Annotated in this window: 11 protein-coding genes; 5 read left to right on the top strand and 6 right to left on the bottom strand. The window is 38.4% G+C overall.

Features of this window, described 5'->3' with window-relative positions:
* Window positions 1–5: 5 nt before the first annotated feature.
* From PHC76_RS09140 to PHC76_RS09130, 3 genes are read left to right on the top strand one after another with little or no spacing between them, the layout of a single operon-like run.
* On the top strand, window positions 6–710 hold the full coding sequence (locus tag PHC76_RS09140) for a hypothetical protein (protein ID WP_299969710.1): 705 nt from the start codon (window positions 6–8) through the stop codon (window positions 708–710).
* Window positions 710–1,648: a type II secretion system protein gene (locus PHC76_RS09135; RefSeq protein WP_299969713.1), complete on the top strand. Its 939-nt coding sequence runs from the start codon at window positions 710–712 to the stop codon at window positions 1,646–1,648. The genes PHC76_RS09140 and PHC76_RS09135 overlap by 1 nt, the downstream gene beginning before the upstream one ends.
* Entirely contained in the window at window positions 1,635–2,093 is a 459-nt protein-coding gene (locus PHC76_RS09130) for a hypothetical protein (RefSeq protein ID WP_299969715.1), read from the top strand. The genes PHC76_RS09135 and PHC76_RS09130 overlap by 14 nt, the downstream gene beginning before the upstream one ends.
* A gap of 47 nt (window positions 2,094–2,140) precedes the next feature.
* On the opposite strand, the gene PHC76_RS09125 is transcribed toward PHC76_RS09130, so the two are convergent.
* From PHC76_RS09125 to uvrC, 5 genes are all read right to left on the bottom strand, one after another.
* A complete protein-coding gene (locus tag PHC76_RS09125) occupies window positions 2,141–2,518 on the bottom strand; it encodes a response regulator (protein ID WP_299969717.1) in 378 nt (125 codons plus the stop codon).
* Window positions 2,519–2,533: 15 nt separating this feature from the next.
* Entirely contained in the window at window positions 2,534–5,878 is a 3,345-nt protein-coding gene (locus PHC76_RS09120; RefSeq protein WP_299969720.1) for an ATP-binding protein, read from the bottom strand.
* An 11-nt stretch (window positions 5,879–5,889) separates the two neighbouring features.
* A complete protein-coding gene (locus PHC76_RS09115) occupies window positions 5,890–7,728 on the bottom strand; it encodes a hypothetical protein (protein ID WP_299969723.1) in 1,839 nt (612 codons plus the stop codon).
* 9 nt (window positions 7,729–7,737) lie between these two features.
* A complete protein-coding gene (locus tag PHC76_RS09110; RefSeq protein ID WP_299969726.1) occupies window positions 7,738–8,151 on the bottom strand; it encodes a PAS domain-containing protein in 414 nt (137 codons plus the stop codon).
* 73 nt (window positions 8,152–8,224) lie between these two features.
* Window positions 8,225–10,036: an excinuclease ABC subunit UvrC gene (gene uvrC, locus PHC76_RS09105; RefSeq protein WP_299969879.1), complete on the bottom strand. Its 1,812-nt coding sequence runs from the start codon at window positions 10,034–10,036 to the stop codon at window positions 8,225–8,227.
* Between the two features lie 80 nt (window positions 10,037–10,116).
* Between uvrC and PHC76_RS09100 the strand changes: the two genes are divergently transcribed.
* Window positions 10,117–10,230, top strand: coding sequence for a lipoprotein (locus PHC76_RS09100; protein ID WP_299969729.1), 114 nt, complete (start codon window positions 10,117–10,119; stop codon window positions 10,228–10,230).
* Complete coding sequence (nadB, locus tag PHC76_RS09095; protein WP_299969732.1) at window positions 10,220–11,662, top strand: L-aspartate oxidase; 1,443 nt, start codon at window positions 10,220–10,222, stop codon at window positions 11,660–11,662. Before PHC76_RS09100 ends, nadB begins: the two co-directional genes overlap by 11 nt.
* Here nadB and PHC76_RS09090 read toward each other — a convergent pair.
* Window positions 11,644–12,972: a cation:proton antiporter gene (locus PHC76_RS09090; RefSeq protein ID WP_299969734.1), complete on the bottom strand. Its 1,329-nt coding sequence runs from the start codon at window positions 12,970–12,972 to the stop codon at window positions 11,644–11,646. The genes nadB and PHC76_RS09090 overlap by 19 nt on opposite strands.
* Between the last annotated feature and the right edge of the window lie 13 nt (window positions 12,973–12,985).

The following is a 12,985-nucleotide window of genomic DNA, read 5'->3' as shown; positions in this document are numbered from 1 at the left end:
TAATGATGCACCGTAAAGCTATAGCATTGATAGAATTGATATTTGCGATAGTTATTATGGCAATCAGTGTGATGACGATTCCCTCGATGATGAATATTGCCGCCGATTCGGCTAAGCGAGCTTCAGTGGATGATGATGTAATGTCACGTCTAAGTGGACAAGTAATGGATAAATTCCAAGCACGTTGGGGTGGTGAATACGATATTAACAGTTCTAGAACCCCTCCTGCATATATTTCAGTATTATCGGCTCAAGCAGATTTGAATTGTTCTCGTACGGATGGTGTTCGTTATTATCGAAAAAATCCTGATGCAAACGGGACTGACTGTAATATTACACAAATTCCACTCGCAATCCCTTCAACTGTTGGTAATGGTGCGACGGAAGCAGATGGGAATGTATCCAAAGGGATTGAAAAACTAAATGGTGGTACGGAAACATTAGCAATTACATCCACTACAGGTGAAAATATTAGTTTAAGTGCAAACTATAGAGTTTCTTATGTGAGTGCTTCAGTAGTTCAAAATGGCAATATTGAGAGTGCTACATGGCAGTTAGGATCATCATCTAATATGATGCCGGATGGTTCATTAGGTAGCAATGTGGCAGATCGAACCCACCTTAAGAGGGTTGTTGTCCGTTTTTACGATAATACACTAGGGGTTGACTCAACACTCTCTTTTTTTAAATCAAATATTGGCGGAAGATAATGAAATCTCATAGGAAGTACCGTGCTTTTACTCTTATAGAGTTGCTTTTTGTGATTGTTGTTTTAGGTATTGTCGGTGGCGTGGCGCTTGAAGCTGTTCGACAATATTATGAGGGGATATATCGAACTCAAACGTATACTAAACGGATTAATGAAGCAGATTTGATCCTTGAAAAATTATCTAAATATTTTGAAAACTCAATTTATGTTTCTATTGTCAATTTAGATCAAGATGCTGCAGATAATGCACTTGTAGGAACATGTGAAGGTGATCCGAAATTTGAAACTGAAAATGTAATGCATGACTATACGGTTGGTTTTTTAGGAGTTGATGTCGACAGCCTTTATGGAGATACTACGCCGGGATGGAGTGAGAATGCACCTGCAGCATTTAATGGGACAGCATTAACACCTGCGGATGCAAATTTATCTATAGCAAACACGATTATCACCGACTATTATCCTGCATCTAACCTTGCAAATTCGGTTATATATAATCATGAAGGGGTTGTAGGGGCGTGTAGTGATTTCAATTGGGATGGATCAAATGGATTGGGAGCTTACTATACTATCAATAATTTCGATGGTAACAATACATTGACTTTAACCACTCATTATCCCGTTGCAACACCAAAAAATGACCAAAAATATTTGATCCGTTCTGGATATGCTCTTCGGGTATTGAACACTGGAGATTTAACTTTATACACTAATTTTAGACCATGGAAAAATGAGAAATATACCTCTGGAAAAACGGTATTGTTAGGTCAAAATGTTTCAAGTCTTTATGCTGATTATAATAACACTAACTCGTATAATGAACGAGGTGGGGTATTGAGACTAAAAGTATGTATGCGTGGGTTAGAATCAAATCTATCGACATCAGATGAAGTACAACAGGCAATTTGCCGTGAAAGGAGAGTCCGTGTACGTTACTAAACATGGTGGTTTTGCTATGATATTGGCGATATTCATTGTCGTTCTTGTATCCATGGGGGGGGTTCTATTGCTTGGTAAAACGGTCTTGAGCGACAGAATGATAGGAGATAAATACGTTCATACCCAAGCAGAAATGTTAGCAATGAGTGCAACAGAGTTTGCCGTAATGCGTGCGCAGGATTTTAATACATCGGGTGCAAATTGTCTTAATCAAGTAAATGTTACCGTTAATGATTCATCTGGTGCAGCTGCGTATGATGTAAATGTAACAATACGTTATTCATTTAAAGGTATTCGACCGGTAAATAATCAATGTAACACGTTAACTGACAATACTGGAAACCCTACTATGATGCTAATAGATACCGTAGTAAAAACGAATGATGATGCTAATTTGTCATTGCAACCTATTAGAGTGTATAAACGTTCTTGGCAAGTGCTTTAGAAGAGTAAGTAAATTCCCGTATATACGGGAACAGAAGAAAGAAGATATTAGATAGTAAGTTGTGCTATTTTAGCAACAACATCTTTTTCACGAACCGGTTTCATAAGAAAACCGTTTGCTCCACACTCTAGTGCCTCAGTTTTTTTGGTCTCATCTGTTGTGAGGATAATAACAGGTAATTGTCGAAGAGAGTCATCGGCACGGATAACTTTGAGCATCTCAATTCCTCCCATAACCGGCATAATAATATCGAGCAAAATAATATCAATATCATCTTGTGATTTTAGTACACCGATAGCATCTGCACCATTTTTTGCTTCAATAACTTGAGCAACATTTGGCGCTTTCATAAGCATCGATTTCAGAAGTTTCAAGTTGATCATATCATCATCAACTGCAAGAACTTTTAGTTTTTTACCGTCCATTAGTAAGTTCCCATCCTAGATAAATTTTTCAAACACAAGACGCAATAAGTCTTTATTAACACTATTTTTAATCATCTCATGGACGTACATCGCATCATTCTCATCGTTCTCAATCGAAGGATCGACGAGCATCACTAATGAAGTATCACTATCGTTAGAACGAATTATATCATAGAGTTCTTTTAGATTTAGATTAGGCAACGATTTATCAAATAAAGCTAATTTATAATCCTCTGATGCTAGAAAAGAATAGAATTCATCGGTTGTACTAACGGCTATATAGGTATAACCTAAGTCTTCAAGAATATGTATAAATAATTTAAGCTCTAATGGATTCTCTTTTGCCAAGATAATATCGGCTGCATGACTTGAGATTGGTAATGGACTCTCTTGCGTTGCAAAAGGTTCATTAATCTCATCTAATGAGATTGTATCTTCATTATCCATCTCAGTGTTATCATCTTGAGGTAATATCGCTTCTTCTGCATCGTCCGTAGTTATATCGGGAGCAAATTCATTAAGCTCTACTGCATCGTCCAATAGAGATCTTTCGTCCATGAGGGTTTCAGATTCGCTCATAATTTCGCTATCACTACTATCTAATACGTTCTCATCTTGTTCTTGTGTAATAAGCTCATCGGCTGATTTAGGTACGATATTGAGATCAATAATTTTATGTGATAAGAAATTATTGAGCAATGAAATAATATCACTTCGAACCAATGGCTTGGTGGTATATTCATCCATACCGACAGACATAAAGCGTTCACGGTCACCTTTGAGTGCATTTGCTGTAAGCGCAATAATTGGGATATGGTGTTGTTGATAATCTTCTTCAAAATCCAAGATCTCTTGAGTGGCTTCCATACCATCAAGAACAGGCATTTGGATATCCATGAAAATAATATCATATTCACCATTTTTACGTTTTTCAAATGCTTCTAGACCATTATTTGCAACAGTAACGGTAAGACCTAAATCTTCTAGTGTTCGACGGATAAGTTTTTGGTTAATTACATTATCTTCAGCTACGAGAACACTCGCTGCAAAACGGGAATTTTTCTCATCGAATTTTTTACGTCGCGTAGTTTTTTGTTTTCGTGTATTGTAGGCTTCAGCATCATATGCTTCCAATACGGCTCGGATTTTACTGCTGTTTAGTGGCTCATAGAGAACTTTAAAGAGATCAAGTCCCATGGAATCGATTTTTTTCATATAGTACGATTTAGTAATAAGAACTGTTTGCTCATTCGCCGCAGCATACGCAACTAATTCATCTTCATTTATATAATCGTTGTCGATATAGAGTAAATCATAGTTGACTTGACGTTCTAGTATACGTAGCTCATCCATTTCACTGAAAGTGGTATAGCTGACACCAAGATAATCAAGATACTCTTTAAGATAAGTACTTTGAAGTTTCTTTTTGGTTTTACTTTCGTGAATAACAGCATTGATATTTGAGAATGACCCTTTTATTGGCTCATTAAGGGTTTCAATCTCATCAAATGAGAGGGTGAAGAAGAATGTAGTTCCATTGCCAGGTTCACTGGTAAGGTCAAGTTTACCACCCATAAGCTCAACGAAGCGACTAGAAATTGTAAGTCCAAGACCCGTTCCGCCGTATTTGCGAGTAATAGAAGTATCAGCTTGACCAAATGCTTCAAAGATACGTGATTTTTGCTCACTGGTAACACCGATACCGCTATCTTTAACTTGGAAGCGTACACGTGCACGATTTGGTTCATCCGATTCGATACGACGGACGTCAACGCTGACAGAACCGCCACTGTTGGTAAATTTAACCGCATTACTAAGAAGGTTAATAATAACCTCTTTGATTTTGGTTGGATCCCCTTTAAGTGGTCGTTCAAGACTTGGATCAATGAAACAAGCAAGGTCAATGTGTTTCTCAGAGGCACGTACCGCATAAACTTCAACAGCACTTTCAAACTCATCCATCGGATTGAAGGCAATATCTTCAATTTCAAGTTTATTGCTCTCAATTTTAGAGAGGTCAAGGATGTTATTAATAATCTCGAGTAGATTTTCAGAACTTTTTTCGATAATTTCAATAAACTCACGTTGTTCATCATGCAACTCGGTATCTTTGAGAAGTTCAGTAAATCCAACGATACCGTTAAGTGGTGTACGAATTTCGTGTGACATATTTGCCAAGAACATGGATTTGGCTTCAGAAGCTTCTTGTGCGTATTGTTTATCACCGAGTGTTTGTTCAATAATACGTTCCAATAGAGCATACGCTTGTGCAGTACCTGTAGCAGTATCAAGGTTAATCGATTTACTAAGAGCGTCTGCCTCGTTATCGTGGGTATCTTCAGCAACCCGTTTAAGAACCGACTCAAGGTTTTTAATATTTTTAGCGATCTCATTAGAGAGAAGCATTCCCAAAATACCAATTAATAATGCAAGAATCCATACAGTAATGGAAATAATGAGATATTGAACAGAATTTGATTTTACAACTGATGATCGATTGTTCATATTATCAAGTAAAAGTTTTTCAGTTTCATTGATAGCATTGATTTTTTCAGAGAGCATCGCAAACCAAATACCTGACTCGGTTTCATAAGCACCTTTACTTGCTGCAGCTAAAATAGAACCACGTTCGACATTGATATCCGTTAATAATTCTTTGTTATCTTCTGTAAAGAGTGATGAAGTTAGGGAAGTTTTGAGCTCTTTATTGGTAATAGAATCAAAATTAATACTATCAGCTTTTGCAATATAAGTAATCCATCGGCTAAGCTCTTCTTCTTTTAACGGTGTATTACGTGAGAGCAAATAAGTAAGATAACCGCGCTCTTGAGCAGTAAATTCATTTGCACGAACCAATGCTAGATAGCTATTCTCCATAGTAGAAATTTGTTCATCAAATTGAACCGAGAATAGAGCAGTAAGTTCATTTAAAAGAGCTGTTTGAGATTTTCCATAAATGTCATCAAAGACTTCATTGAAATCTGCTGTGTGATTATCGATTGATGGGCGCGATTGTATCCGTGCTTTTTGCAAATTAGTGATAATCACGGATAATTCAGGAGAGATACTTTTTGCATCAAATTCTTGAATTTTTTTATCAACAAGGATGCGCTGAGCTTGAAGGGATTTGAGCGTAGCGTCAGATGCATTCCCTAATAACATAACTGTCATACCGTGTTCACGTGCGATATTACTAATCATGTCATTGAGCTGTTGAGATTTTTCTAAGTGCGCTTGTAGCGTTTGAGCAGATTTAAAGCTCAAATATGAAGAATAAACGTAATAACTGGCAAGCGAAAATAAAATCAGAATCGGGAGGAGACTGATAAGTCGAAGTCGATTTTTAAGTCCTAAGTGCATGGTGTATCCTCTTAAAGTTGATCGAGATAAGCGTTAAGGCGTATAGAAGCTTTTTTAGCTTCTTGAGCATCATGGGTTTTAGAAAGAATAGCTAATTCTTCCGATATTTCAGTGAGACGTAGATTATCACTTATCCCCTTAAGTTTTGTAGCACTTGCATTCCAAGATACTGTATCAAAAGCTTTAATGGCTTCGGTGATTTGATTGCTAATAAGTCGTGAATCATTTTTGTAATCAAATAATAATTCATCCATAAAATGAGGATCGATACCTAATGAATGAGCAATGTAAATTTTGTCGTAATGGATTTTACTAATCCCTGTATTAACTGTTAGCTCATCAAACTCTTCTTCAGCTGAAGATATAGTATTTGTTAGCGGTTTTTCGAGCACAAGGTTTTGATTTTGTAAAGATTTATCCTCTTTTAATAAAATTTCTTCAACGTCTGCACTAGTATTAGTTAAAGGCATTTCAGGCTCATCAGAGAATGCTGTTAATGAATCATTTAAAGATTCACTATCTTTTAATAAAATCTTTTCAAAAGGCTCGTCTTGAATTGAAAGTTCTTCCGTTACTTCAGTGAAAACAACTGTTGGTTCGGTAAAAGAATCATCAAGATTGAGATATGTTTTTTCAAATTTTTCTTGAGCTAAAGGCTCTTCAGTAGTATCGTGAGCAGTGAGTTCTTCTTCATGAATAATGAGTGGCTCATCATCATGATGTTTTAATCCAAAAGAGTAAATATCATCTATAGATTCTTTGGTGGTCTCAGCTGGTGCTAAAACTTCTTCCGCAAAAGAGATTTCTTCAATACTCTCGCCTGAAAGTTTTCGAATGATGTCAAAATAGAATTTGAGGTTAGCATCTATTTCCATTGTGTCTGTGGAGGTATTAATAACACTGAGTGTTTCAAAAGCATCTTCAATACGGAGGTTTGCTGCGACCCCTTTAAGTTTATGGGATAAAATATGGAGGTTATTAAAATCATTTTTTACAGACGATTCAAATAGGGCATCTTTAAACTCTAAAGATTGTTGAATAAAATCTCCGATAAACTCTTCAATTAAATCAACCGGAAGCCCAAGTTCATTAGCGGCTACTTGAGGGTCATATTTATAATTTTTATCAATAGTATGACGATTAAGACACTCTTTTTCTTGCTTATTATAACGGTCACTTCCAAGCATCGGCTTATCAGGAAGTTTTTTTGTTATTGGTGCTATAGGTGTTTCAGCTTCGATGTATGTTTTAAAAGGGGAATTAACTAAATCATCAACAAACTCTTCTTTGGGCATAGTCATAAAAGGAGTCTCTGTAACCGGTTGTTCTTCTACTTCATCAAATGCACTGATCTCAAGATTTGGGATATCTAATACGGTTGGCTCTTTAAGTTGTGTAGGTGTGATATGAGTATAATCTGGAAGGGGCGATGGGCTCTCTGGTTGTTTTGGTTGTATTGGAGGTGCAACATACTCTTTTAGTGGTATTTTAGGTGAAATAGTATGAGGTTTGATTTCTTCACCGCTTAGCGTTTGGATATGAGACATATCAATGGAATAGCCATTTTGTAGTGGATTTTCACTAAGGTAAAAAGAGCTGACGGAGAGTTTACAGCTAAAAACACGCCCGTTAGCATGAACAATGGCACTGGACGCATCCGAATCGGCATGGAGTAGAAAATCAATCCATCCAAAATTTTTGAAGTTATGGATGTATCCAGGTTCATTGGCAAAGAGATCGGCAACGTCACTGCAAACGTTTAAGAGATCACTCATGGAAGAATAATTTAAAAGTCTAAGACCTTCATCATCAATCCCCATGAACTCCTGTCTATGATTATATAGTAACACGTTTTCTCCTTAGCTTTCTTGCTCAAGCATTTGTTTGTAAATTTGTGCGGTCTCTTCGATATTTTTTCGTGATGCGGGTTTGCGAGCCGCCATGTACCCTTTGACAACTCCGTCATTATCATAGATAGGAGAGACTTCAGTATCTACCCAATAATATTTTCCGTCTTTGCGTAAGTTTTTTACAAGTCCATGCCAAATAGTCCCGGATTGAATTGTTTTCCATACTTGAGCAAACGCAGCTTTGGGCATATCGGGATGACGAATGATATTATGAGGCTGACCTACTAGTTCACTGGCACTGTATCCCGATATTTCACAAAAGCGTCGATTGGCAAAAGTAATAACTCCGTCAAGATCAGTTTCGCTAACAATAGCACGTCCTTCGAAAAAATATTCTTCATCGAGTGCGGTTGGTCTCTCCATGCTTTATCCCTTTACTAAAAAACTTCTGAAATTATAGTGTATGGAATATGGCATAAACAAGGTAAAAGAATTCTTAGTTTTGCTCAATTCGTGATATATTTTGAATAATTGTGGCATCTTGTGTCCCAATTAACTCGACAAGTGTCTCAAAAGAGCTATTTTTGATTCCTTCAAAAGTCCCATAATATTCCAATAGTTTAGCAATTTTAGGTTTTGTTATCCCTTTAAGAGAGAGAAATTTGGTCTCTTGATCTAATTTTAATTTTGTTTTTTTGTGAAAAGTGATGGCACTTCGATGTGCTTCATCTCGTAACATTTGGATGAATTGAAGTCTTTTATCATAGGGTTCAAGTCTCAAAATGTCGTTGTGAATATGGAGAATATCTCGTGCCGAACCTTTGGCTCGATGTGCTTTTACATCAATTTTTTCTTTACTAATTGCAATAACGTCTAACGAAACTCCCATAGAATTTAGTAATTCTACTGCAAGATTACGCAGGGTTGATCCCCCATCAAGAACCCACAAATCAGGAGGGGGATTTTCGCTAAAACTCTCTATTCGGCGACGGAGCATTTCGTCCATTTGCCCATATTCATCCCTTTGGTGGAGATGATAGGTACGATAGCTACTTTTTTGAAATTCACCATCGGCATAGGTGACCATTGACCCCACTGTAGCGACTCCGCTTAGGTGAGAGTTATCGAAAATTTCGATACGGTTGGGAAGTTTTTCGAGTTCAAAAAGCTCTTTAAGAGGTGCAAGAAGTTCATAATTTTTCGGTTTATCGGTTTTTAACAGTTCTATAGCATTATTGTAAGCTAAGGTAGTTAGCTCTTTTTTAACCCCTATTTTTGGAGTTTCTAAGAGTGCTTTCTTCTCGAAAAGCTGGCTGAGATACTCCTCTATCCACCCTTTTTCTTCATACGTATGTGTGGTAAGAATGGGGACGATAATGGGGGGTTTAGTCGTTCCGTAGTAGTTAAGGAGTGCTTGTTCATACCCCTCATCGAGTGAAAAATTATCGTTGATGGTAAAAAAATCGTGTGAACTGGAGGCGATTTTACCATCACGGATGAAAAGACGGAGGATACATCCTCGGTTTTTGTGGGTAGCAATGGCAAAAATATCAAACGAGACGTTTCGTGCCAAATCGATAGCGGTAGCGACGACACTTTTTTCAATCCGCTCTAACCGATCACGCAGTCCCATCGCTTCTTCAAATCGCAGTGCTTCGGCATAAAATTCCATTTTATCTTTGATTTTTGGGATAAGTAATGCTTTATTTTGAATCCATGAAATTGCCGTGTTGACAAAAGTGAGGTAGTACTCTTTAGCAACGTCCAATTCACAAGGACCTAAACATTGGTGCATTTGGTAGAAAAGGCACACTTTTTTACTACGTAAACAGCTCTTTTTTTGCACCAGCGGAAGCATCTCATACAGAGAATCCAAAATATCGCGTGCACCGCTCGAATAGGGTCCGAAATAGCGGATATTTTTACCATTTAAAACTTTTCGGGTTATGTCGAAACGGGGGTAATGTTCATTTAAATCGATGTAAATGTAGGGGTAAGTTTTGTCATCGCGCAAGAGGACATTGTATTTGGGAGAGAGCTGTTTGATGAGAGAATTCTCTAAAATTAGTGCGTCATGTTCTTTTTCGACGACGATATAGTGTAACGATATTGCCTCGGAGAGCATTTTTTGGATGCGCAACGAAAGGGTTGATTTTGGGGAGAGGGTAGGGGTGAGGTTAAAATAGCTTTTCACCCGTTTGGAGAGGTCTTTTGCCTTTCCGATGTAGAGAATTCTCCCTTTCGGATCGAGATATTGGTAGATTCCAGGAGAGTGGGGCAAGGAGCGTATTTTTTCAATCACGGCTATTTCTTAATAAAGTATTTATGGTAGCTATTATACCATCCCCCTTTAAAGAATTGATAGGTAGACTATGGCGGGAGTCGAGAATGAAAAAAGTGTTATTGTTTGTGGTGGCACTGGTCGTGTTAAGCGGTTGCGGATATAAAGCTCCTCCCTATTACGAACCAAAGTCTGAAGAGGTAAAAAAAGTTGCGTTATGATGTTGTCATTATCGGTGCCGGAGTTGCGGGATTATACGCGGCGATAGGATTACCGAAACATTTAAAAGTCCTAATACTCAGTAAATCTCATCCGTGGGAGTGTAATACCTACTATGCACAAGGGGGCGTTACTACCGCGTATGATACGGAGGATATTGAGCTGCATGTAAGCGATACACTCGAAGCCGGAGCAGGGATGTGTGATAAGCAAGCCGTTCAAATGATGAGTGAACAATCGCAAGAGGTTATTGAGGATTTAATTGGGCGGGGATTTTTATTTGATACCGATGCAAACGGAAATTTGCTCTATACCCAAGAGGCTGCCCACTCGCGAAGCCGAATTTTACATGCGGGCGGAGATGCTACGGGGCGGTATTTGCACCATTTTTTACTCCATCAAAATCCCCATCCGATGTTGTGCAATGCAACCGTTACCGATTTACTGATTGAGGATAACCGTTGTTGCGGTGTTGAGGTGTATACGGAAGGTGCTCGTAAGCTTATTTATGCCGACAATGTGATTATTGCCAGTGGCGGTGTGGGTTCACTCTATGAATATCATACAAATTCCAGTTTTATTAGTGCTGATATTCATGGTATTTGTCTCGAAAAAGGGATTAAACTCGAATCAATGGAGATGATGCAGTTCCATCCTACGGTCTTTGTTTCAGGGAGTGGTGCACGAAAATTACTCCTCACAGAAGCTCTTCGTGGAGAAGGTGCATGGATTGTGGATGAAAACGGGTATCGCTTTTTGTATGAATACGATGAGCGGGGGGAAATGGCTCCGCGTGATATCGTGAGTCGAGCTATATTTGATTATAAACAGCGTACATCGAGTCAGGTTTATATCTCTTGTGCACATTTTGATAAAGAGTACTTTCAAAACCGTTTTCCCAATATTTTTAAGGCTTTACGTGATTTGGGATATAACCTTCCACAAGATCGTGTCCCTATTTCTCCTGCATTTCACTATGCTATCGGAGGGATAAAAAGTGATTTGGAAGGGAGAGTTCCAAACTACGATGGATTGTATGTTGTCGGGGAAGCGGCGTGTACGGGAGTGCATGGAGCGAATCGTTTAGCGAGTAATTCATTGTTAGAGGGATTGGTTTTCGGTCGTCGTGCTTCAGAATCAATCCTTTCGTCGATACCGAGCCATTGCAGACAAATATTTGAGCTCTCTAGCGAGCCGTTAGAGATGGTGGGTGATAAAGAGAAAAAAGATGCTTTGCGACGATTGATGTGGGACAAAGTATCTATTGTTCGGACTCAAGAGGGGTTAAATGAAGCGTTGCGTCTTATCGAAGAGATGTTAAGCTCGAAGGTTGGGCGATTGTTAAAATTACGATTATTGAGTGCTCGTGCTATTGTCCAATCGGCATTAAATCGACACGAATCGATAGGGGTTCACTATCGGATATCTTCGTAATCTTTTTTTTCATGATAGTGAGCAGCCATTTTTAATAAAAATGGGACGCTGAGGTTAAGGATAAATGCACTAATCGAGATGAGTAATAGATCGGTAGAGGTGATTAGTTTCATCGATAAAGCTGCCATCGCGACCAAAAAAGTCACTTCGGCGCGCCCTTGCATCGCAATCCCGATGAGTGTAGCGGAACGCCATGGGAGATGATTAATGTAGCGTGCTGTAAAGCTCGCTGCAACAAATTGAGCTAAAAAGAGTACCCCCGAAACGAGTAGTGCTTTTCCTAAAATACTCGCTAATAGTGTAAAACTTGCGATTTCCATTTGCAAGCCGATACTAATAAAAAAAATGGGTGCAAATAAATAGAGGGTTAAAAAGCGAATTTTTTCGCTCGATTCATGAAAGAGTTGTTCTTGTCCTGCGCTTTCATCACCAAAATGCTCTTTGTTAATGATAAGTCCCATGAAATAAGCACCTAATGCAACGCTGGTAGCAAAATATTCTGCAATAAATGCGCCTAAAAAGGCCAAAAATATCATAATGATGATGGCTGAATTGAGCTCTTGTCTCCCCAAAAATTGGTTTGCTCCAATACGTCGGTAGATAGAATTTTTTGTTTTGATGAAGAGTGAGGATAGGGTATTTTGTTCTAACAATGCCGATGTGGGGCGAAAAAGGAAAAAAAGATAAGCGATAAGTGCCATCGATATGGCAAAGAAAAGAAAATTTGAAATGGGTTTAATCGCAAGTGTACCGAGTGTTTCGAGTGAAATTGCTACCGATGAAGAATTTTGAAGTGAAACTAAAACACCTCCGAGAATCCCCCACAAGATGAGGGAGAGAACATCGTCTGTGAGTGCGGCGGCGACGATAGTGGGTTGAAGTTTTGATTTAGCGTTAAATTTAAGGGTATTAAGGGTTAAAAAAGCGATACCGATAGAGGTCGGGGCAAATGCCATAGCAAAAACGATGGATTTAATCGTATCATGTGTTAGCAAAAAAAGTGTACCGTAGATGACGCCAAAAGGGAGTATAACCCCTGCTATCGCTATTTTCCACCCTTTTTTTATCCCGTCACTAAAGCCTTGTAGGTTTTCTTCAAGACCCAAATAGAAAAATAGAAAAATACTCCCGATAAAAGCAAATGTCTCTATGGTCGCCGAATGGGGTGATAAAAGGTGGAGATTAACGGCTGCCAGTCCACCGATAAGGTAAAAGAGAACATCGGCAATGCCTGTTTTTTGAGAAGCCCATAATGAGGCGGTAATGATGATTAGAAGGTAGAGTAAAATTAATGTTGTAACTATTTCCACGAGGGTGTATCTC

This window comes from Sulfuricurvum sp. (genome assembly GCF_028710345.1).
GTDB lineage: Bacteria > Campylobacterota > Campylobacteria > Campylobacterales > Sulfurimonadaceae > Sulfuricurvum.
This window is presented reverse-complemented; position numbering and strand designations above follow the sequence as displayed.